Raw genomic sequence first — 22,513 nt, 5'->3', positions numbered from 1 at the left:
CAAGAGAGTACCCTTTTTCATGTTTTATCCTAAAGCAATTTTATTTAGAACGGGCACCTTGATTTTCCGTTTTGTTCTTCCCGTAAGGGAAAAACTCATCGACGAGGTCTTGAGGCGAGATCGACACAAAGACATGATCCAGATCGGTCTTTTTCGCAAAATCAATGATGTCTCCCGTATAATACCTTGGATCAATCAGATACACATCGGAGACAACCGTTGAGAGAAAAGAAATCATAGGCACGGCGAGTGAGTCCTTGATAAACATGACCTTGAGTCCGTTTGCCTTGTCTTTATTCGTCACATGTACGATTCCCTGATTGCCATACAGATACGTAAAGTATTTGTCGGCGGTTAGATCGTAGGTAGCGCCTTTTACATTCAAAGGATATGTCGTTAAAAGCGAATCCTCAAAGCGGCCGTTCAACGTGGCTTCCGTTTCACCCGTCTTAAAATAAAAAGAATAGTTGGTTTTGAACTTGGGATATATGAGATCAAAATCATCATCACCCGCGTAATATTTCCCGGTTTTGCGGCCTTGTGATCCGATGAAGAAATCCTTATACGGGATTACATTGTAGTTGCTTATATCTGTAAAATAATGATTCGGATCGAGTGGCTTGTTGTACATGCCATCCAGATGATGAACCAACTGACCGAAGGCCCAGAAAGCTGTTTTGATTTTCCAGTGATGATCGGTTGTGAAAAATAAATCCTTCGCCGGTATGCCGCTCTCGAGCAATCCTTCACGCAGATCCAGCGTGTCGATACCAGCCTCATTCAGATGGGTGAGGAAACCATCGGCGCTTTCGTTGTTATAATTGTAAGGAATACCTTCCGGGAATGCCGTATGTCCACGTACATATTTGTCGGGTGTCATGACATACGTAAGCTTGGTTTTTGCCCCCAATTGTGCCCCAAGCTTGGCAACCCGCTCAGAAAGTTCCTTGGTATCTGTAGGCCCTGTAGCAAAGTACGTATAGTGCAGCTTGCCCTCTGTATCTTTGACCACCTCAAAGTTATTCTCTTCGTTTTTCCCCATGAGCGACTGCAAGTATCCGTAGGCTTCGATGAAACCAAACTTCTCAAAAACATGCTCATTTATATCTGCATCCAGCTCGTTAATGATACCTTTGGCATTGGAGAAGCGGTAGTCCGCTGACGCCAGTGTTTTTTTCATTGGTCCGAAAGACTGCATGATATTCAAGATCGATAACGTAGCGAGCACAAGGATGAAGAGAAAGGCGGTCATTCTCTTTTTGGCAAAAAAGCTATGCATATGGAATCCTTCTCTCAGAAATTAAAATAAATAAACGGGTTGTACGTGCCTTTGACCAAATAGGACACACACACGAGGAACAATGCAATGATGGTCACCGGGTAGATCAGTTCCAGCGGTTTACCGAAGCGAACACCATCCACCATCCATTTGTTCATCCGTAGTGCAATGGGTGTAGAGAACAGAATGCCGAGAATGAAGAAAAGGGCGTATTCTTTCATGAACATCCAGGTTGTATCACTCCAGAAGCCGTTACCATAGAGTCCGAACATGTTGCCAAGGTAGTTGCCGGCCTGTAACAAGTCCGGTGAACGGAAAATGACCCATCCAATGACCACAACAAACATGGCATAGAAATGTCGGAGCGGAGCCAAACGTGTGCTTTTGTCCAGATTGAATATTTTCTCCAGCGCAATGAACGCAAAGTTGATTAGACCCCAGATGACAAATGTCCATTCCGCTCCGTGCCAGATGCCCGTGAGTCCCCAGACGACCAGCAGATTGCGGATCATCTTATCCTTGTTGCTGACGCGTGATCCTCCCAGCGGGAAGTAAACATATTCTTTGAACCAGGTACCGAGCGAGATGTGCCAGCGGCGCCAGAATTCGGTGATGGAGCGGGAGATATACGGATATTTGAAGTTTTCTTCAAACTTGAAACCAAACATAAGCGCAAGTCCAATCGCCATATCGGAATAACCCGAGAAGTCGAAATAAATCTGCAATGTGTAGGCAATTGCTCCCAGCCAAGCCAGGCTTGAAGCGATATCACCTGTCCCACCCATGCTGAATGCATGATCGGCAACAATCGCCATACTGTTGGATAACAGTACCTTTTTACTCAAACCGACGATGAAACGGCAGCAGCCGACCGCGAACTTGTCCCAGCTTTCTTTGCGATGGATCATCTGATCCGCAATCATGTTGTAACGCAATATAGGCCCGGCTACAAGCTGAGGGAAAAAGGAAATATAGAGGGCGACATAAAATGGATTCTTCTGCACACTGCCATGTCCGCGGTACACGTCAATGACATAGGAGATTGCATGGAAGGTGAAAAAGGAAATGCCGAGCGGCAATGCAATATGCGGAATGTTCAGGCCAAAGCCTGTACTTTCATTGACAATGCGCAGGGCAAACGCCAGGTATTTATAAACAAACAGCATGCCCAGATTGGCAGCAAGCATTACAGTAATGATGGTATAGGCGGCATTGCGCCGATCCCGGTACTTGTCCACGAGCAGTGCGAAAACATAGTTCAGTGCGATGGAGACCAGCATGACCAGCACAAAGCGGGGTTCACCCCATGCATAGAAGAACAGGCTCGCCACAAGCAGCAACATATTTTTCAGTGTCACAGAAAACCGCAATATATAATACAACCCCAGTACAAGAGGCAAGAAATAAAATAAGAAGACTACACTGGAAAAGAGCACTGCCTTTCCTCCTTGAAGATGAAATAAAGAATCTACATTTTGAACAGTCGCTTGGACCGACTATGATTCATTGAACGTTGTTGACCGGCGTGGGAGCCATGCTGTCGTCTTCTCCAGTACCAATACGGGATAACCACCGCGAGTCCAATGAGAAGAAGAACGATACGGATCATCCATTCCATCCATGGTCGTAACCATACAGCGGAAGGCTCCAGCACTTTGGGAACAAGATCAGGCGAAGGGATGAAACGCGGCGTTCCATCCGCTTCCTTCATCTGCATCGCCGTAGAACGATCAAGCTTGACGGTATAATCGAGGCTCCACTTCTGATCCACCAGAGCACGAATTATAACTGAATCGGCCTTCACGGTATCGGCTCCAAGGGTCAGCAAACCATCGGAACTGATGGATACCCCCTGCACAGGATCAGCAAGCTGGAATATGACTTCCGGAGTCTCCGAATTTTTCGGATCTGTCGTTGGCAAACCACTGACGGTATAGCTGGCAACCGATTCACCAGCCACCGGTTTTACTACTCGTTCGTCTCCGGTAATCATTGCAGAGGATAAACGGTTCTCTGTAGCGGCTTCTTTGCTAGGAAGCAGCTTGATGTTTCCAACGCGGTAATTCAGCTGTGCGTTTTCCGGTGAAGTCATCGTGATTCCCCAGCTTAGAATTTTCCCCGGTGTGGCGCGGTCAACTGTAGCTACCTTGTCTCGAATCATGAGACTGGAAAAGGGAACACGGACCTCGCCCTCAAACCCTGGCTCCAGTCTAATTAATCCATCCACCGGATGAACCAGCTGCGGTTCTTTGGTTGCCAAGGGAATGACGATAACGTTACGTTGGTCGGGCACTGTGAGTGTGGATCGATCTGCTCGTGTGATGACAACGTTCAGTGGTAGCGCCTGATCTGAATCACTGCGAACGGAGAACCTTAACTCGCTGTAGCCCGACCAGTCCCTGTTTTGCAACTCATATACATAGGCGGAGTAATATCCTTTTTGTAGACCTTGTGTCGAGGTGTTGATCTGTAAGCTGTCGTTACGGTCCAACTTGGACCGCACTTTGGCCCCATTATTCCACACCTTTATGGAACGCTCACTCCACTGTAGCTGATCCGGCTGGGCCGAAGCAGTAGCAGCGAGGTATAAGCTAGATAAACCTGTGAGAATTGCGACAAGCAGCCATTGCTGCCATTTCGTACTCATACTCTCTTTCCTCCATGTTATAAATAGGCCATCTCGTCAAGTTCATCATTCGAGATGAAGCTTTTATTCGGTGCTGGGCGTTTGGGTTTGCCTGCCTCGGTATACGCCACATTCCACTGTTTCAAAAGGGCTTCCAGTTCAGGCATTTGTCCATTTCGGACAATGTCCTGAATATTTCTGATTCGGTACAGAATGCCATGCTTGCTGCGCATCGACTTTACCCATACACAGTCCAAGGATAAGCCTTCGGCAAGCGGCAAAAGAAGCTCATAAGCCATTTCCTGCCGTGACGTATTCACAAGCAAAAATTCATAATTAAAGTCCAGCAGTGTAACAGTCCCATATTCGGGTGTGTCCAGTTCATAGTTCAGCGGAATGCGTGCCAGCTTGCGGTTGGACATGAGGCCTACCTGTCCGCGTCTTACAAAATTCAGACGGATGTCCTCAAACGTACTGATATCTTTATCCAGCTTCTGCGGAAGCGTAGGCTCGCGGTCATACACAATATGTAACAACTGACGCTGATCCTGCTCTGATATCTCGTGCACTTTAAAAGCATACTTCCACTTATTACCGATTGAAGTTACATGAGTCACCTTGGCCTTAAACTCGCTTGAATAATGATCCGTCACCAGACGTACAGCAAATTGGGCTTCGCTGGGGATATATCTCGGTGTGTCCAGTACAATGGCGATCCCGCCTTCCGAAATATCATGCGTAACCGTGGACAGAGTTTCACCTTCAGTCGTTAGTGTACAGTCCACTGCAGCCAGAACACGCTCATAGTTGCGGAACACTTTACGTCCGCTTAGGAAAAAGATCGACATCATAATGTTGTAGAAATTAATCAACAGCCAGTATAGAACAACGAGGAATCCAATGGTGCCCTGACTAAATGTCCAGTGAATGCAGTTGACGATACCGATTATAGAGAGCATAGCCAGAATCAGATGCGGAATGATCTGTTTGAGCTGGTAGCTCCGATCATTATGAGCACCGTCTTTGCGGGTCACGGCAAATTTATTCAACGTGATGCCCAGTGTTTCCAGAATGACCGCAGGCAACAGTGACGGAAACAGGATTGTTTCATATACATTCGTCCATTTGGTTGTTCGAATATTACCGGACAGCATGCGCAGACACGTATTGGTTAACAGATACATGGGCAGCCAGAAGACCAGAATCTCCAGAATAGTACACTTCACGACGAGCACACCAAACACGGCAAACAGAATAGGTGACATGATGTACAGCACCCGTTTTAACCCGGAGTACCAATAGGTAATTGAAGAGATATAATTCAGTCTTTGGGCAAAGGTAAGTCCTCGCTTGAACAGGATGTTCATTTTTCTACCGGTCTGGATACACCCGCGTGCCCAGCGTTGGCGCTGCTTGATCAGGCTTTTCAAATCACCGGGAGCGAGTCCCGAAGCAAGCACTTTATTGGTAGCAAAACAGCGATACCCTTTGCTCTGCATTTCAATGCCAGTGGCAAAATCCTCAGTAATGGAGCCGGTATAGAAACCGCCCACATCTTCGAGTGCCTGCCTCGAAAGTAGCGTATTCGTTCCGCCATAGATGACGGAATTGGATTTGTTCCGCCCGACCTGCACATCACGATAGAAGTAGTCCTGTTCATTCGGGATTCGGCCTTCCGAGTACAAATTGTATTGAAACTGATCGGGATTGTAGAAGCTTTGCGGAGTTTGAACGAAGCCAATCTTTTCTCCTGTCAGAAAATAAGGCACACAGGACGTCAGAAAATCATGCTTCGGAATCATATCGGCATCAAACGTGGCGATTAGAGGTGATGAAGAATGTTTCATGGCGTTGTTCAAGTTTCCAGCCTTGGCATGGATATGCTCGGTTCGGGTCAGGTAGTTGATCCCCATATGCGCAGCCAGCTCTCGCATTTCGGGACGATTGGAGTCGTCGCATAGATAGATATGGACTTTGGATCGATCCGGATAATCCATGTTGAGACAGCCGTTAATCGTTTTGAAAAGTAAGGATGCAGGTTCATTATACGTAGCAATAAAAACATCAACATCTGGATACAATGACTCATCAATGACGGGCAGTTCGGGATATTCAAGCCGGGTCATATTATAAAAATGCACAGCCAGTTCGAACATGCCGATAAGTTCAACAATCAGGAGGGCAAGGCCAGCAGTTACAGCGAGTGGGCCATGGCCGAAAGGGATAGTGAAAAATGTGCGCCATATAACGTAAATACAAGACATAATCACCGTTGCAGTAACCAGTATTTTCTTGCGTGTGCTTAAATGATTCAAGGTAGATACCTCTCTTTATTCATGTTTAAAGAATTAACAGGGGGTTAGCTTAGCGATATGTCCATAGTACAATAGTGTTCTGAACGAATTCTGAACATGATATTCAGGAAACGGTGCAAAAAAAAAACGAGCCCATGGGCTCGTCTTCTTCGTAGTATCTCATGTAGACAGCAAATTCAGCATGAGACTGATCCGTTTCTCCGGTTTACTTCTAATCCGATATGTTGCGAGTGTAGTATTCAATGATATCTTTACGACGAATGATTCCGAGAAAGACACGATCTATATCCACTACAGGTACAAAGTTTTGGTCTGCCGCAAGTGTCAGCATATCCTCCATCTCTGCTTCAATGTAAACACATTCGTTATAGATGCGATTACTAATTTCATTGACCTGCACTTGATCCATATTATCGAATGTCAATCCGGGCGTATTGCGCATTTTCCATAACAGATCACCTTCGGACAGAGTAGCAACATATTTTCCATCCGGATCAATTACGGGAATGGCGGTGTAGTGGTGCGATTCCAACTGCTCAATAGCATCTTTCATGGAAGCGGTAGACTCGATATAGGCCACTTCGGCTTTTGGGAGTAAAAAATAGCTGATTTCCATCATCGGGCTCCTTTTCAGCCTTTTGCATCGCAAAAAAGCTCTAGTATGTAATTCACTATTCTTATTTAAACATATTATGTGAGCTTAAGGCTATTTTTAATGACAAATTCATCAGATTTGTTACATTGTTTAATCCGCACAGGAAATTTATAGTATAGAGTAGAGGTGATGTGACGTGAAATCGAAACGTAAATTATTATATGGACTTTTGCCGATTCTATTTGCAGGTGGCATCGGAATGTATCTTTATATGCAGAATAACAAACCAGAGGAACCGAAACCCCAGACAACTGTAAATCAGTACATAGAGCATCTGCAAAAGAAAGAGTTCGACCAGATGTATTCGTTGATGTCATCTGCTTCGTTGACCGAGGCAGGCATGACCAAGGAGCAGTTTGTCGAAAAATACAATGCCATTTATTCAGGAATGCAGATTTCTAACATTAAGGCTGAACTAAAGCCTGAAAAGGTTGCTGGCGCTGACGCTCAAACCTCCGGGAACGCAAGTGCTGGCGAGACGCAGGTTGAATCAAAAACAACGACAGAAGATGATGAGACGAAGGATAAGTCAAAACAGGCTGTAAGTAATCCTGATCTGTACGAGGTCGATTATAACTTGAATCTGACTACGTTTCTGGGTGAAGTAAGCGAGACACATACGTTAAAGCTGGTTCGGCAGGAGCTTGAGGACGGGAGCAAAATCTGGCAGATTAACTGGCAGCCATCCCTGATTCTTAATGATATGGTGAAGGGCAGCAAAGTTCGCGTCAAAACGCTGTTCCCGAATCGAGGCGATATTGTAGATCGTGACGGGCTGCCACTGGCAACCCGAGGCACAATGAATGAGTGGGGCATCGTGCCTGAGAAGCTGGGAGAGAACCCGGATCAGATGATTGCTCGCATCGCAGATCATTACAAGGTGTCTGCCCAGGCGATTCAGAAAGCAATCAGTCAGACATGGGTAAAACCTGAATTTTTTGTGCCGATCGGTTCTACGGAGGAGTTTGATGTACCGGATTCTCTTCGCGGAGTTGCCCTGCAAAGCAAGGAAATTCGATATTATCCGCTTGGTGAGGCAGCAGCACATCTGATTGGATATGTACGCAAGGCTACCAAGGAAGACTTGGATAAAGATACCGAAGGGTATTACCGTGCGGAAGACTGGATCGGCAAAGCTGGAATGGAGCAGTCCATGGAAAAGCAACTGCGCGGTGAGCGTGGCGGTCTGATTGAGATTACCGATGAAGCGGGCAACACTCGCTCCGAGCTGATCCGCAAGGATGCAGTGGATGGCAAGGATGTGCAACTAACCATCAGTTCCGCACAGCAGCAAAGGTTGTATCAGACGCTCGCTGGCGGTGGTGACGCTGGGGCAATGGTGCTGATGAATCCGAAGGACGGGAACCTGCTTGCTCTGGCGAGTTCTCCTTCCTACAATCCGAATAAAATGGTTACCGGTCTGACGCAGGCCGAGTGGGATGCCTATTCGGCAAACGAAAAGCTCCCTTTTATTAACCGAGTAACGACACGATATGCTCCCGGATCAACCTTCAAAGCGATTACTGCAGCAGCTGGTCTCATGGAGAACATCACCACAGCAGACAAAACACATGATATTTCTGGTTTGCAATGGAGGAAGAACGAGAGTTGGGGTGGATACTACGTCAAACGGGTAAAGAGCTTGAGCCCTGTAAATATGGTTGATGCCCTGGTGTACTCGGACAATATTTATTTTGCGATGGAAGCAACGGAGATGGGGAGTGCCAAGTTTATCGAGGGAATTGAGAAGTTCGGGTTCGGAAAAAATTTCGGACTGGATGAGATGTATTTGAAGCCAAGTCAGTATTCAAACGAAGCGCACAGGGACCTGGCTTCCGAGGTGCTGCTGGCCGACACGTCATATGGTCAGGGGGAGATGTTGATGTCACCCATTCATCTGGCTGCTGCCTTTACGCCATTTGTGAATGAAGGCAAGCTAGTGAACCCTGTACTGATTGTTGGAAAAGAGACCCCTGATCCTGAGGTGATTATCACACCGGATGTAGCAAATACCGTCAAAGACGCGCTCAAACAGGTCGTATCGCGCCAAGGCGGGACGGCACATACACTCAGCTCTATTGCTGGCGGTCTTGCAGGCAAAACAGGAACCGCAGAATTGAAAGCGAAGAAAGGTGATCAAGGTCAGGAGAACGGATTTTTCGTTACGTTTGATACCGAATCACCGTCGTTTTTGTTGGCGGCCGTGATCGAAGAGGTGAATGGCCGCGGTGGCAGTCACTATGTGGTGGATCGTCTGAAGCCGTTTTTGCAGAAGCTACAGCTTGAGCAATAATCATAATCCAGTGATGCCTTTCGTATCAGAAGGAATGAAAAGACCAAACCCAAAAACGCGCTCTTGGCTGGAACCAAACAGGTTCACCAAGGCGCGTTTTTTATTTTATCTATTCTAATTTTATTTCATATCATTTAGATCAGATCATTTTCTGGCCGTAATCATGAACCGCGCCGAGTTGGTCCGGATACCTTGCTCGTCTCGGTTATCCTGCACAAACTGCTCGAAAATGTTCAGATCCGATGCGAACTCTCCAAAATGAGGAACGATAGGCGTATGTGTCAGCAGAAACAAGAGATCTTCCGGTGTAGCGTAATACTCGGTTACATTATATTCGCGGACTTCGGTTTGCTGGAAACCTGCCTGTTTGAGCTCCTGTTTATACTGCTCCAACAGCGTTCCAGGTTCAACGCCGAAATGTTGTCCACGTCCAAAAGCCTGCGCTACATTTACTTTATCATGCTCGCTCACTTGCTGGGTCAGGAATACGCCGTCCTCCGCGAGAACGTTGTACACTTCCGCTGCCGAGAATGCGGAATGCCTGCAGGATACGATATTGAAGAACTTATTCGGAAACTGGAGGTTGTCTGCATCCATCTGCATGAAACGCACATTGGTGCAACTTGCTGACTTTTCCAGATTTCGCTGTGCTGTCTCGATCATGCCTTGAGCCAAATCGATACCAACAAGCAGATGCGCGTATTTGGCAATGGAAAGCACCGCTTCGCCTCCACCCGTACCAATGTCCAGCAGTAGGTCGGATGGTTGTGTGCAGCGAGTAACTTCATTGTAGAAGTCCCAATCTGTTGGATCAGAGACGATCTTCATCGTACTGAAATCCCATCCATTTTGCTGCCCGACACGTTCGTAAAATGTTTTGTAATCCCATTGTTTTGTCATATTAAATTTATCCTCCAATATATGATGTGATGATCAGGACTTGTTGTCATGTGCAATCGTTCTTTTGCATCTCGAACCGGCTCAAATGGACAGAGCTACCCCTTGGTAGCTGGTACGCGTTTTGATCCAGCCCGATGACTAATTACTTCGAACGATTGGGAACAACATCCCTTTCACCTCACATGTTGGAATAGCCTTATTATACCGAATTGACAGCGCATACGCGAGATGATATTTTGGGGTGGAATCTATTCTAGGAATACGAGGTGATCGATGGTGGCTGTTCGCGCAAATCAGATTTTTGTCAACTTGCCTGTCCAGGATTTGAAGAAGTCGGTTGATTTCTTTACAAAAGTGGGATTTGAGTTCAACGCCCAGTTTACGGATGATAAGGCTACCTGTATGATTGTCGGAGACAATATCTTTGTTATGTTGCTGGTGGAGGAACGGTTCCAATCCTTTATTACGAAAAAAATAGCAAATGCGACTGATACAGCTGAATTGATCGTAGCCTTATCTGTTGAATCCCGGGAGCAAGTAGATGCGATTGTACAAGCTGCACTTGATGCAGGAGCGAAATCATATAATGAGCCTCAGGATCACGGATTCATGTATGGACGGAGCTTTCAAGACTTGGACAACCATCTATGGGAGGTTTCTTATATCAATTTAAGTGCTTTTCCTTCCAATCAGACAGAGTAGATTGTACTGGATAGAATCAATCAACTATTTCCGTATCAAACGGCTCGGATCGAAACGACTCGCTGAATATACGCCAAGGCCTTCCTGGGAACAGGAGGGCCTTTTTTATTTTTTTGTCAGGAGTATATGGTGCATTTTACCTTTTTGCTATATGATAAATGTCGATTCACCACGAGATTAGGCAACACATATTCTGGAGTGATATGAAGTAACAGCAAGACTACAACAGAATAAAGCAACAGATGACAAATCTGAATTTACATACGTTTAGTTTGGAGGGATCAGGGTGTACTGTCACATATGCGGGACAAAAAACAACTCCGGGGAAGACCACTGTCAGAAGTGTGGAACCCCGTTGAAACAACTCAGCTCCACAGAGGAGCAAATCTGGTCCGAGCCAGCAGGGCTGGAACCACGTAATGAATCTGCAACCGGAACGGTGAGCAAGCGCAAGAACAGTCCATTCCTATGGGTAATCCCACTGCTGCTTGCAGCGATTATGGGTGCGCTGTTGACGTATTATTATAATAAGGAGAATCTCATTAATGCTCATGTGAAGACGCTGCATCTTGAGGCGGAGAAGGCTGCACTGGACGGGAAATATGCTGAAGCTTTGGATTTGCTGGACAGAGCTCTTGCCCAAAGACCGAATGTAAAAGCGCTTGTTCAAGACAGGCAGATTACAGCGAAAGCAAACGATCTATGGAAACAGATGGACGAAGCCGCAAATTTGCTCAAAACAGGCAAGCTGTCCGAAGCGGATAAAGTCATTCAAACGGCAGCAAAAACATTAAACGAACGGCAAGAGCCGGTGTTTGATAAGGCAAGAGCAGCCTTGAACAATCGAAAGGTGACCCTGGCTGTTTTGAAAGTGAAAAAGGAAATTGATCAGTTAACAACTGTGGATGCACTCGCAGATAAACTCAAAACGATATCCAAGCTCAGCGGTAAGGAAGCCGAAGCTGTAAAGAAGCAGATTACCGACAAGCTGGCAGGCATTAGTTACAAGCAGGCAGAGCAGCAAGTGAAGAAACGTGATTTTACAGCAGCGCTGCAAACTGTGGACAATGGATTATCTTATGCACCAGATGACCAAAAGCTGGCCAAATACCGAGAGGAGGTCCTGCGTGAGAAGAAGGCGTTTGAGAAAGCAGAGGAAGAACGTATTCGACTTGCAGAGCAGCAGGCAGCCGAGGAGGAGCTTCGCAATCGTACAGGGGCCGTATATGTAACGGATTTGTCTGCCGAGCTGGACGAGTATGGGGACTTGCATATTAGCGGGTCGGTGTTTAATCAGGGGACACGTCCGATCTCATCCGTGGCTCTTATCGTTAGTATAAATGCCTCCAATGGCGATTACATCGGCGAGACAGATGTTTATGTGTACCCAGCTATATTGGACGTAGGTGCAGAGGGATATTTTGAAACCTCCTATTATGGGGTATATGAAGCAGCGAATGTAACGGTTACGAATGCATCATGGTATGTGGAGTAGGGGGACGATAAAATGAGCAAACGGATGTGGGGAACGATCATTTCCAGTGCTATTATCATTGGAGCTGGAGTAGGAGGCGTGTTTTGGATTCAACAGCAGACAGCAGATGAAATGACGCTAGCTCCCAAACTGGCTGTCGCCTCCACTAAACAGGATGATAAGCCCGGTGCAAAGACAACTTCAAACACAACGGAGAAGAAAACACGTAAACAGATTATTGAAGATAGTCAGAAAAAAGTCGTTACGATTGAAAGTGGCGATGGTCTGGGCTCCGGCTTCTTATATAATAACAAGGGTGATGTCATTACCAATGCGCATGTCGTGGAAGGTTCCAAAGAGGTGACGATTCGCACCTTGGATCATCAGGAATATCAGGGTACGGTTATTGGTTTTGGCGAAGAGACGGATGTGGCTGTTGTCAGAGTCCCGGATCTTGTGAAAATGGAACCTCTGCCCATCGCATCTGCTAAAGCGGAGGTTGGCGATGAAATACTTGCACTCGGCAGTCCGCTCGGTTTTGAAAATACGGTGACTACCGGTATTATCAGCGGACTTGACCGTAGCTTTGAAATACCGCCTTATATATACACGAACTTGTATCAAATCTCCGCACCGATTACCAACGGGAACAGCGGGGGCCCGCTGATTGATGCCGAGACAGGAGAGGTTCTTGGTATTAATTCAACTGTTGTGAAACAGGAAGGAGGAATCGGTTTCAGCATCCCCATCACGAGTGTATTAAAGCAGGTACAGCAATGGTCGGAACGTTCCCCTGATGCCAAAGCGGTGCAAACGGTTAGGGATTCATCCTCGCAGACTTCTTCAACTGCTTTATCTGAAGCTGAAGCGTTAGTGGCTGGGTTTTACGACTACCTGAGCATGAGTGATTATGTGTCTGCTTATGCCTTGCTCGGAAGTGATTGGCAGAGCGGCACGAGTTATGCCAAGTTCCGTGAAGGCTACACGAATACCAGTTACGTAAGTCTGGAAAAAGTTTCGTCTACGAGCACGAGTAAGGAAGAGATGGAAGTAAGCGGTGTGATTGCTGCTGAAGAACGTAAGGATGGAGAATATGTAACAACCCGGTATAATGTGACCTACCAAGTCGGATACGAAAATGGTCAACTGAAAATATTGCATGGGCAAGGTAAGAAGATAAAATAGCATGATCCGTTGAAGGTCAATAGCATACAATAGGTGTCTGATTTAAACAGCTCAAAGCAATGAATTAACCTTATGCGATTGATGTTATATCATCAGGGAGGATTCGCCAAATAGCGGGTCCTCCTTTTTATATTGCGGGATAGCTATATATTTGATAGAATACAGAACGAATGTTCAGTATATAAGAATGGAGTGAAGGTTGTGAGTTTGAATAAAAAGCAGCTCCAGTCCGAGCAGACCAAGAAAAAACTTGCCGATGCATCCAAAGCCCTTTTTGTACAAAAAGGATTTAAAGCAACTTCTATAGAGGATATCGTCGCGGCGACAGGAAGCAGTAAGGGGAATATATATTATCATTTTAAAAGCAAAGAAGGGCTCTTTCTCTATCTTATTGATGAATGGGATCGGGAGTGGGAAGCAAGCTGGAAGTCCAAAGTGCATCTGTATCACACTTCCACCGAGAAAATCCATGGCCTGGCGGAACAGCTTATTATGGATGATATCAATCATCCTTTAACGAAAGCAGCCGATGAGTTCTTCACTGGGACGCAAAAAGAGAATGATATTGAAGAACGAATCGCAGTATTGTTTGAACGGCACATCCAATTCAATAAACAGCTGATTCAAGAAGGAATAGATAGCGGAGAATTCAACGAGCAAAATGTGGATCATCTTGCGCTCATTCTGGAAAGTACCATTATTGGGCTTAGCCAAATGTCACGAAAACTTGAGCCTGACGAGGCTCTCGCATTGTACCGTCAAGCAGCCGGTGTATTTCTGCACGGGATTGCCAAAGATAAACAGCATAATTAGACAACGATGGAGGATGGAATCATGGCTTTACTGACACGTAACAGGGGCGCATTGCTGCTGTTAATGTTGAATATTTTTCTCGTATTTATGGGAATAGGTTTGGTTGTGCCGATTATGCCTGCTTATATGAACTTACTTCATATAACTGGCTTCACAATGGGACTTCTGTTCGCGGCGTTTTCATTCACACAGTTTCTGTTCTCTCCAGTAGCGGGCAGGTGGTCAGACCAGTGGGGACGCAAAAAGATTATCGTATTCGGGATGTTGATCTTTGCGGTATCTGAATTTATGTTTGGTGCGGTAAATGCACCCTATCTGCTCTTCGCAGCCCGGATGCTGGGTGGTATTGGCGCAGCATTGATCTTTCCGGCAGTTATGGCCTATACGGCTGATATCACAACGGAAGAAGAGCGCGGTAAAGGCATGGGGCTTATTAATGCAGCTATCACAACAGGTTTTATCATCGGGCCAGGAATCGGCGGTTACATTGCCGAGTTTGGTATACGGGTTCCTTTTTATGCCGCAGGGGTTGCGGGTTTGCTGGCTGCAATCCTTACGCTAATTATCTTGCCTGAATCCGAGCGGAGCGCGAGTGAGCAGACTTCACCTGAAACTAGTGGGGCGAAAGTAAAAGCACCAGGTATGGTAGCCCAACTTATCAACTCTTACCGGGAACCTTACTTTTTCAGTCTAATCATCGTATTTGTCATGGCTTTTGGTTTGGCTAACTACGAGACGGTATTCTCACTGTTTGTGGATCACAAGTTTGGTTTCACGACCAAAGATATCGCGTTTATTATTACATTTGGTTCCATTGCTGGAGCAGTTGTGCAAGTATCCCTGATTGGCTGGTTGCTGAACACATTTGGGGAAAAGAAGGTTATCACGGTATGTTTGCTGTTTGTATCCGTATTTGTATTACTAACCTTGTTCGTTCACACGTACTGGTTGATCGTTGTTGTAACATTTATCGTCTTCTTGGGTATGGATATTTTGCGCCCGGCGATCAGTACACAGATGTCCAAGTTGGCTGAGGAGCAGCAGGGGTTCGTCGCTGGATTGAACTCCGCATACACCAGTCTGGGCAACATCGCTGGGCCGATCGTAGCGGGAGCACTGTTTGACGTGAACATTAACTATCCTTATGTTTCAGCTGCAGCCGTTCTGGCTATCTGTTTCCTGTTATCGTTACGTGTACTGAGAAGTGTTAAGTCAGTAGAGGAGCCTAAGGTTCAGGTGTAATTTTGCTACATTTAAACGTGAACACTTCAATTTTGGTATAATAAGAATTGCTGGAAGTGAATCACCTAGGCTAGGTTACAATGGATAGTTACCAAAGAAGATCATTTTAGGCATAGACAGGATTATTGGAGTGATAAGATGAGCAAAGCAAAAGGCAAGGGTGGCACAGGCCGCGGAACGGGTAAAAAGGGATGGAATCGCTGGCAAGCCGCTGCTAACCGGGCGAAAAGTGCCCCGAAACCTTATAAAAGTAAAGGTACGAAGAAGAAGGACGATACCGAAACTTCAAGTGGCAAGCCCGAGTAAGTGGAGCTTGACGATGCCAGAGGAGAGAGTTGCCTGACTATCAGGTGGCTCTCTTCTTGTTCTATAATAATATAGAGCACCAACGGGTTAAGGGGTCATGCAAAATAACAAGTCCGCCCAATCAACAGTTGTAACGGTTACAGCCTAAACATAATAAAAAAGATCTGATGTGCAGCAACGGTCCTGAAGATACGATATATCGTATCTTCAGGACCGTTGTTTTTGTTATTGAACCTGATTATCAGAAGTAGTGTTTTAACGGTTACGAAGCCAAAATTCGTTTCAAAAAGTACAGTTATTACTTCATACGTGCCTGTTATGACATGAAAGTTTAAGTGATGAGATTGAGTGCTACACTAAGTTTACATAAAAGGCACAACAAATCTAGGAGGTAACTAATATGCAAACGGTATTTACTGGAGAGAATATTCAATTCAGTTATAACAAAAAGAAACCCGTACTAAAACAATTATCTTTATCGGTTGGAGACCGTCAGATTTACGGATTACTAGGTCCCAATGGGGCAGGTAAATCAACTTTAACCAGAGTTATGTTAGGGTTGGATAAACCTCAAAACGGAAAAATTCAGTGGTTTAACGAACATCTGAATGCAAGCACAAACAAACGAGTGGGTTATGTACCTCAGGATTTGGCATTGATCTATGATCTATCTGCTTATGAGAATGTATTGTTTTTCGGTAAACTGTACGGATTGAAGGGGGAACGGCTGAAGAAGCAGGTTCGTTTTGCCCTCGAGTTTGTTGGACTGTGGGAAGAACGTAAACAAAAACCTAAAAAATTCTCGGGTGGCATGAAAAGAAGACTCAATATTGCTTGTGGTATTGTCCACAACCCGGATGTCATTATACTGGATGAGCCAACAGTGGGGGTTGATCCACAATCCCGTAATCGAATTTTGGATGCCATTATAGAGTTGAATCAACTTGGAACAACCGTTATCTATATTTCTCACTACATGGAGGAAGTTGAACGAATTTGCTCTCATGTCGGAATTATCGATGATGGACAATTGCTCTGCCAAGGTAAGCTCAATGATGTAATTCAGGAACATACAGACCAGGCTATCATCCGTTTGGAGCTACAGCGTAAAAGTACTGCTTACAGCAAACAGCTTGAGGATTATGTTGTATTACTGGCAGAAGGCAACAATGTTGAGTTGGGAGTTCCCAAAAATGACGTGAATGCGATAAGTCAGATCAAAGAGTCTTTTGGCGAAGATGTGAAAAACTTTCAATATATTACCCCTAATTTGGAACAAGTGTTCTTCAAATTAACAAGAAAGAATCTGAGGGATTAGAACGATGTGGACGATATTTGCAACAAGTATGAAGCGTAAGCTTCAGAACCCTGTCGTATTTGTAAATTACATCCTGTTACCGCTTCTTTTGATTCTTATTCTGGGTAATGCATTGTCTGGTGTATTTCAGACAGGGGATAAGGAGACGAAGTCTTCCGTCATATCTCAGATTTCAACAGTTGTGGTCAATGAAGATAGTGGGGATGTAGGGAAAAATATTGTTTCATTCCTTAGTAGTGAAGACAATAAAGAGATGTTTAATGTCAAGGTAGGCTCTAGCAGCACACAAGCGCTTAAGATGTTGGAGTCTGGAGAGGTAGAACAGTATATATATCTGCCTAAAGATCTAACAAGTGAGTATGAGAACAATAAGAACGGTAACATCACGGTATATGGTAAGGATAATAATATTGAGAAAGTTAATATTACAGACTTAGCCCTATCAGCCTATGGTGATGGCTATTTGGCGATGGAAGTTGCGAGTGCCAACAATCCAAATATCGTTTATTCACATGAGTATAGTAACATGTTGGCTGCTCCGGGAACTGCAACAGAGGCTTCCACGGAGAGTGGTTCCAATATTTCAGCGATGAGCTATTATGGCGTGACTATGTTAGTTCTGATTCTTGTATATGGTTTGGCTAATACCATGAATTTTGTACAGGAAGAGTACAGTGAAGCGCTGGGAGATCGTTACCTTGTTAGTCCGATTTCCAAAACAGCATTAATTATGGGACAGTTTCTAACAGGGTGTACCATATCTATTCTTCAAGGCGCAGTCATTGTATTCTGTGCAAAGCTCTTTTTTAACGTCAGCTATGGAGACAACATGATGTTTGTATTCTTCATCATTATCGCAGGTTCAATTTTCTTTAACGCTCTAGGTTTGCTCTTGGGGGTTATTGGACGCCGAATCAAACAAGTGGATGGTGTAGTGACATTGTTGATTCCGGTTATGACATTTGTGGGTGGCGGATTCGTTAAACTTGATATGGGTGAGCTCAGTTCCATAAGCATCAATGAAGTGTTCCAACGTCCAATGTTCGATTATATTGGGCAAGGCGTAATTGATTTGATGCCTGTATTTACCGCCCTTATTGCTGCAATGGGGTTTGTTCTAATTGCAGTATACTCCCTAACAAGAAAGGAGGCACGATAAGATGCGGGTATTCGAACTGTATTTAAGACGTATTTTCAAGCGAAAGCTTACCTTTATCCTAATCTTGTTGTTGCCAGTTGTATTTACGTATTCTGTAGTAGCACAATATGAGGAAGCAACCAAGGTCACTCTTACGATGTATGTAGAAGATTCAGCTGTGAATTCTTATGTCACTGATATGCTGAAGAAGCAGAATGTCACCATTACTCAAGCAGCTTCGGCAGATGATGCTATTCATCATAGTACCAGTCTGGGGATCGTGTTTACTTCAAGTATTCAGGACATATTTGATGATCCGGATCTGCTCAAGGTGAATAGTTACGTGAAAGAACAGAATTTCAATTCAAACTCGTTGGAGATTAAACTGAATAGTGTATTTTCCGTTTTGAAAACACTGGCCAAAAATGCCACCAGTGAAGAATCATTAACCGCAGGTATGAAAGAAGCTGCAGCAACCAAAGCTCCAATACAAGTGGAGCAGAAAATTCTTGGAAACCCCAATGCGGTAGTATTAACGAGTTCATTTAATATGATTGTGTTTATCATTATGTTCCTTACAATGACCAATACACTGTTATTCCTTGGTGATAAGGTGCATACCACAACCCAGCGTTTATTACTTGCAGCGAGCAGTAAATTGAGCTACTACGTGCAGACTGTAAGTGTGTTTGCAGTCATCGGAGTAGGACAATTCATACTTATGATTGCTCTTATGACCGGAGTTTTCCAAATTGACCTGTCTTTATCGTTCGGAGAACTTCTATTGCTCGTGTTGGCGTATGGACTACTAAACATGATTGCGGCAGGTATTGGGTTACTGCTTGTGAGTCGTACAACTAAAATGTCTGCTGGGCGGTTGCTTATTACTGTAGTATCACTTCCTCTAGCGATGTTAGGCGGAACACTCTGGCCAAGTTCGATTATGCCTGAAGGTATGCAAAAGATTGCAAGTGTACTGCCTACCCATTGGATCACAGAGTTGAACAATGAGATGTTCAGTGGGTTTACAGGTAACAGCAGCATGATTACAGTGCATATTATCAGTTTGTTCGTCTGTGCTGCGATTATTTTTGTACTACTGACAAGAGTGAGAACGGAAGATATTTAAGCTCTTCCAGCGTATAAAATATAGCAAACCTCGCATATACGAACGAATTGTTGTTGACTAATAAGTAAGTAGTTAAATATTACCTAATTTATCCTAATAGTCTATCTTACTTTGTTCCCAGCTATGTACTGGTGGAACAGTAAGATAGACTATTTTGTTGATATATTTTACATTGTTTCATATAATCATGACTACATCCTCTTGTTAATTTTTGTTAATGATTACTTAGAAATTCATTAGAGGCAAGACTCGCTGAGTCTTTATCACATAGAGAGAAGGCTTATTGATAATGTTGCTGCTTGTTGCTTGTATGATTCAAATGGTAACCTTTAGTTTGTCTATTCCTATCATGTTGAAGAATCAATTTAGTCCGAAGTATGTTGCTTTTCTGGCCATTGTTTCAAGCATTCTAGGATATTTCTTTTTTTTAGTTATGGGATCAGCAGCTAGTTTTATAGTTTTATTGTTTCTAATGTTAAGCGTGTATTACCAATTGAGAAAGTTTATTCTTAGCATTCTAATTCCTACGATTACGCTTATTTTTATGGTCATAAGCGATTACATATGTGGTGTAATAAATATCAGGATTATCGGTGGTTCTAATGCATCTATTCAAAATAATGGTTTTCATATGTTACTTTCTGTGACGGGAACTATGGTTTTAACATTTCTAATGAGTGCAATAGTTAGGGGACTTTTTACAAAGTTAAATAGCCTTGATATCTTTTTGAAAAAATATGGTTTATATCTATCGATTTTATCCATTTTTACTGTTGTGATTTTTTACATCAATATATGGATCGGGCAGCGACAAGGTTTCTCAGATGAGAATATTCAAGCCAATGCTATACTTTTTATATTCTATTTTATTTTGTTAATTGGTGTTTTTGTTGCACTAACTCGAACAGTAATGAAAGAGTCGGCACTTCAGAATCGTCAAGAACAGTATGAACAGCTGAAAGATTACACGGAAAATCTGGAACAATTATATACAGATATGCAGAAATTTCGACACGATTATATTAATATTCTTCTGAGTATGTCTGAATTTATTCGAAAGAAAGATATGGAACAGTTACAAATTTACTTTGAAAAAAAGATTATGCCAATCAGCCAAGGGATGCAGTCTAATACATACAAGTTAGGTCCGTTACATAATCTGAAAGTGCAAGAATTAAAAGGTGTCATATCTGCAAAGATGATTAAAGCACAAGAGTTGGACATTGATACAGTAATTGAGGTTGTTGAGCCTATTGAACGAATCAATCTGGATTCCGTGCAATTATGCCGATGTGTAGGGATTTTGTTAGATAATGCTATTGAAGAAGCTATTCATTGTGATGAACCGATTGTGAATTTAGCACTGATTCGTAACGAAAGAGGCATATTAATTGTGGTCATGAACAGTTGCAGAGAGGAAACACCTGAATTATATAAACTTTTTGAAAAGGGATTCTCAACCAAAGGCAACAATCGTGGACTTGGTCTTAGCAACTTAAAAGAGATAGTTTCACAGTGCAAGGGTGTTGCTTTGGATACTGAGCGCAAAGAAAAGACATTCATTCAAATATTAGAAGTGCTCGAGCCCTAGGTCAACAGTGATGGCAATAGATCTGCCAGTAGTGTGATATTAGAATAACTCGGTTTAAGTGGGGGGAAGGCATGTTGGAGATTTTTATTTGTGAAGATGATGAAGAACAACGCAAACGTTTAACCAAATATGTAACGGACTATATTATGATAGAGAATTTAGATATGAAGGTCGTTATCTCTACAGCACATTCTAATGATATTATTGAATATCTCCAGCAAAATAATACTACAGGTCTATATTTTTTGGATGTGGACATTCAGGAAGAAAAGAGTGGAATTGCGCTCGGAGCGGAAATTCGTCAATATGATACTCAGGGAGCAATAGTATTTGTGACGACACATTCAGAGCTGACTTATCTAACATTCACTTATAAAGTCGAAGCAATGGATTATATTATAAAAGATAATTTCACTGATATACAAAAAAGGGTTATCGAATGTATTAATACGGCAAATCAGCGATATGTTCAAAATAAACAGAGCAGTCGTAAAATTTTTCAAACAAAGTCTGGCGATAAAGTCATCAGTATTGAGTACAACGATATTTTATTTTTTGAAACCTCTCCGCAATTACATAAAGTGATTCTACATGCTAAAAATCGTCAAGTTGAGTTCTATGGAAAATTGAAAACCTTACTTGAGCTGGACAGCAGATTTTATCGTTGTCATAACTCGTATGTAGTGAATAAAGATAATATTTCAGAAATTGATTTTGTCACGAGGGAGATTCAGATGGTGAACGGACAGATCTGCTATGCTTCCAGTCGGTTTTTGAAAGGATTAAAGGATATAGTTCAAAAGTGAGTATATTAGCCCTCATTTGTTATGGCTGTTTACAGTCTATTATAAATGAGGGCTAATATTACGTTTAAAGTGGAACGAATCTTATACTCCATGAATATGTGCCTATACATATTGTATAATGAAGACAAATGTGAGAAGCCAAGAAGGGGGTGCGACTAAATAAGTTTATTTTAATAAAGTGTTGCAATTGATGATCTGGCATGATATATTATTAGTCCAGCCAAGAAAACACGGTTGAAACGGTGCGGCAAGCGAATGAAATAAGCTTCGAAAGAAACTTGAAAAAAAGAGCTTGCAAAGTTGGTTCGGACATGATATTATATAAGAGTTGCTGAAACGAACTAGTTTCGGTAACGGGAATAAGTTTGATCTTTGAAAACTGAACAACGAGTGAGTGAAACATTCTGCTTGCAGAATGAACGTGAAGGTTTTGGTACATGCCATCTGGTTGTATGAAAACTGGAACACAATTGAGATTTTTAATCTCGTCAGATTCAAAATGAGCTTATCGCTCTTTTCAATACCCCGATGAGTTCTACAGCGTTTAACCRCGCTGSGAAATTCATCTTTATTGGAGAGTTTGATCCTGGCTCAGGACGAACGCTGGCGGCATGCCTAATACATGCAAGTCGAGCGGACTTGAAGAGAAGCTTGCTTCTCTGACGGTTAGCGGCGGACGGGTGAGTAACACGTAGGCAACCTGCCCTCGGACGGGTGAGTAACACGTAGGCAACCTGCCCT

At 43.6% G+C, this 22,513-nt stretch carries 18 protein-coding genes and 1 rRNA gene; 13 read left to right on the top strand and 6 right to left on the bottom strand.

Annotated features, from left to right (window positions below; genetic code table 11):
• Window positions 1–40 precede the first annotated feature (40 nt).
• The 5 genes from AB4Z30_RS21860 to AB4Z30_RS21840 all read right to left on the bottom strand — a co-directional run bounded on the left by AB4Z30_RS21860 (window position 41) and on the right by AB4Z30_RS21840 (window position 6,836).
• Window positions 41–1,279 (bottom strand): DHHW family protein, encoded by a 1,239-nt coding sequence (locus AB4Z30_RS21860; protein ID WP_441929565.1) that lies wholly within the window; start codon window positions 1,277–1,279, stop codon window positions 41–43.
• 14 nt (window positions 1,280–1,293) lie between these two features.
• Window positions 1,294–2,715 (bottom strand): MBOAT family O-acyltransferase, encoded by a 1,422-nt coding sequence (locus AB4Z30_RS21855; protein WP_441929563.1) that lies wholly within the window; start codon window positions 2,713–2,715, stop codon window positions 1,294–1,296.
• 32 nt (window positions 2,716–2,747) lie between these two features.
• Window positions 2,748–3,926, bottom strand: a complete 1,179-nt coding sequence (locus tag AB4Z30_RS21850) for a hypothetical protein (RefSeq protein WP_441929562.1) — start codon at window positions 3,924–3,926, stop codon at window positions 2,748–2,750.
• A 17-nt stretch (window positions 3,927–3,943) separates the two neighbouring features.
• Entirely contained in the window at window positions 3,944–6,220 is a 2,277-nt protein-coding gene (locus AB4Z30_RS21845; RefSeq protein WP_441929561.1) for a glycosyltransferase, read from the bottom strand.
• Window positions 6,221–6,431: 211 nt separating this feature from the next.
• Window positions 6,432–6,836: a CBS domain-containing protein gene (locus AB4Z30_RS21840; protein ID WP_441929648.1), complete on the bottom strand. Its 405-nt coding sequence runs from the start codon at window positions 6,834–6,836 to the stop codon at window positions 6,432–6,434.
• A gap of 175 nt (window positions 6,837–7,011) precedes the next feature.
• Between AB4Z30_RS21840 and AB4Z30_RS21835 the strand changes: the two genes are divergently transcribed.
• A complete protein-coding gene (locus tag AB4Z30_RS21835; RefSeq protein ID WP_441929560.1) occupies window positions 7,012–9,168 on the top strand; it encodes a penicillin-binding transpeptidase domain-containing protein in 2,157 nt (718 codons plus the stop codon).
• A gap of 144 nt (window positions 9,169–9,312) precedes the next feature.
• Here AB4Z30_RS21835 and AB4Z30_RS21830 read toward each other — a convergent pair whose 3' ends face one another.
• Window positions 9,313–10,068, bottom strand: coding sequence for a class I SAM-dependent methyltransferase (locus AB4Z30_RS21830; RefSeq protein WP_441929559.1), 756 nt, complete (start codon window positions 10,066–10,068; stop codon window positions 9,313–9,315).
• 276 nt (window positions 10,069–10,344) lie between these two features.
• On the opposite strand from AB4Z30_RS21830, the gene AB4Z30_RS21825 reads away from it, so the two are divergent.
• The 12 genes from AB4Z30_RS21825 to AB4Z30_RS21770 form a co-directional block, all read left to right on the top strand.
• Window positions 10,345–10,770, top strand: coding sequence for a VOC family protein (locus tag AB4Z30_RS21825; RefSeq protein WP_441929647.1), 426 nt, complete (start codon window positions 10,345–10,347; stop codon window positions 10,768–10,770).
• A 355-nt stretch (window positions 10,771–11,125) separates the two neighbouring features.
• A complete protein-coding gene (locus AB4Z30_RS21820; RefSeq protein ID WP_441929558.1) occupies window positions 11,126–12,265 on the top strand; it encodes a hypothetical protein in 1,140 nt (379 codons plus the stop codon).
• A 12-nt stretch (window positions 12,266–12,277) separates the two neighbouring features.
• Entirely contained in the window at window positions 12,278–13,429 is a 1,152-nt protein-coding gene (locus AB4Z30_RS21815) for a S1C family serine protease (protein ID WP_441929557.1), read from the top strand.
• A gap of 207 nt (window positions 13,430–13,636) precedes the next feature.
• Window positions 13,637–14,242 (top strand): TetR/AcrR family transcriptional regulator, encoded by a 606-nt coding sequence (locus AB4Z30_RS21810; RefSeq protein ID WP_441929646.1) that lies wholly within the window; start codon window positions 13,637–13,639, stop codon window positions 14,240–14,242.
• Between the two features lie 21 nt (window positions 14,243–14,263).
• Entirely contained in the window at window positions 14,264–15,484 is a 1,221-nt protein-coding gene (locus AB4Z30_RS21805) for an MFS transporter (protein WP_441929556.1), read from the top strand.
• Window positions 15,485–15,622: 138 nt separating this feature from the next.
• Window positions 15,623–15,790 (top strand): DUF3934 family protein, encoded by a 168-nt coding sequence (locus tag AB4Z30_RS21800; RefSeq protein ID WP_090904771.1) that lies wholly within the window; start codon window positions 15,623–15,625, stop codon window positions 15,788–15,790.
• Window positions 15,791–16,190: 400 nt separating this feature from the next.
• Complete coding sequence (locus tag AB4Z30_RS21795; protein WP_441929554.1) at window positions 16,191–17,108, top strand: ABC transporter ATP-binding protein; 918 nt, start codon at window positions 16,191–16,193, stop codon at window positions 17,106–17,108.
• 4 nt (window positions 17,109–17,112) lie between these two features.
• Entirely contained in the window at window positions 17,113–18,267 is a 1,155-nt protein-coding gene (locus AB4Z30_RS21790) for an ABC transporter permease (RefSeq protein ID WP_441929553.1), read from the top strand.
• 1 nt (window position 18,268) lies between these two features.
• Complete coding sequence (locus tag AB4Z30_RS21785) at window positions 18,269–19,375, top strand: ABC transporter permease (protein WP_441929552.1); 1,107 nt, start codon at window positions 18,269–18,271, stop codon at window positions 19,373–19,375.
• A gap of 289 nt (window positions 19,376–19,664) precedes the next feature.
• A complete protein-coding gene (locus AB4Z30_RS21780) occupies window positions 19,665–20,966 on the top strand; it encodes a sensor histidine kinase (protein WP_441929551.1) in 1,302 nt (433 codons plus the stop codon).
• A gap of 71 nt (window positions 20,967–21,037) precedes the next feature.
• Entirely contained in the window at window positions 21,038–21,772 is a 735-nt protein-coding gene (locus tag AB4Z30_RS21775) for a LytR/AlgR family response regulator transcription factor (protein ID WP_441929550.1), read from the top strand.
• A 568-nt stretch (window positions 21,773–22,340) separates the two neighbouring features.
• Window positions 22,341–22,513: ribosomal RNA gene (locus AB4Z30_RS21770) — 16S ribosomal RNA — on the top strand; the annotation flags it as partial.

The sequence above is a fragment of the Paenibacillus sp. 2TAF8 genome (assembly GCF_052114825.1).
Lineage (GTDB): Bacteria > Bacillota > Bacilli > Paenibacillales > Paenibacillaceae > Paenibacillus.
The sequence above is the reverse complement of the archived record's forward strand: the minus strand, read 5'-3'. Positions and strand labels throughout refer to the sequence as shown.

Coding starts and splice junctions, on each gene's coding strand:
- AB4Z30_RS21860 (WP_441929565.1), bottom strand. CDS start 1,279: ATGCATAGCTTTTTTGCCAAAAAGAGAATGACCGCCTTTCTCTTCATC.
- AB4Z30_RS21850 (WP_441929562.1), bottom strand. CDS start 3,926: ATGAGTACGAAATGGCAGCAATGGCTGCTTGTCGCAATTCTCACAGGT.
- AB4Z30_RS21840 (WP_441929648.1), bottom strand. CDS start 6,836: ATGGAAATCAGCTATTTTTTACTCCCAAAAGCCGAAGTGGCCTATATC.
- AB4Z30_RS21830 (WP_441929559.1), bottom strand. CDS start 10,068: ATGACAAAACAATGGGATTACAAAACATTTTACGAACGTGTCGGGCAG.
- AB4Z30_RS21815 (WP_441929557.1), top strand. CDS start 12,278: ATGAGCAAACGGATGTGGGGAACGATCATTTCCAGTGCTATTATCATT.
- AB4Z30_RS21805 (WP_441929556.1), top strand. CDS start 14,264: ATGGCTTTACTGACACGTAACAGGGGCGCATTGCTGCTGTTAATGTTG.
- AB4Z30_RS21800 (WP_090904771.1), top strand. CDS start 15,623: ATGAGCAAAGCAAAAGGCAAGGGTGGCACAGGCCGCGGAACGGGTAAA.
- AB4Z30_RS21795 (WP_441929554.1), top strand. CDS start 16,191: ATGCAAACGGTATTTACTGGAGAGAATATTCAATTCAGTTATAACAAA.
- AB4Z30_RS21790 (WP_441929553.1), top strand. CDS start 17,113: ATGTGGACGATATTTGCAACAAGTATGAAGCGTAAGCTTCAGAACCCT.
- AB4Z30_RS21785 (WP_441929552.1), top strand. CDS start 18,269: ATGCGGGTATTCGAACTGTATTTAAGACGTATTTTCAAGCGAAAGCTT.
- AB4Z30_RS21780 (WP_441929551.1), top strand. CDS start 19,665: ATGTTGCTGCTTGTTGCTTGTATGATTCAAATGGTAACCTTTAGTTTG.
- AB4Z30_RS21775 (WP_441929550.1), top strand. CDS start 21,038: ATGTTGGAGATTTTTATTTGTGAAGATGATGAAGAACAACGCAAACGT.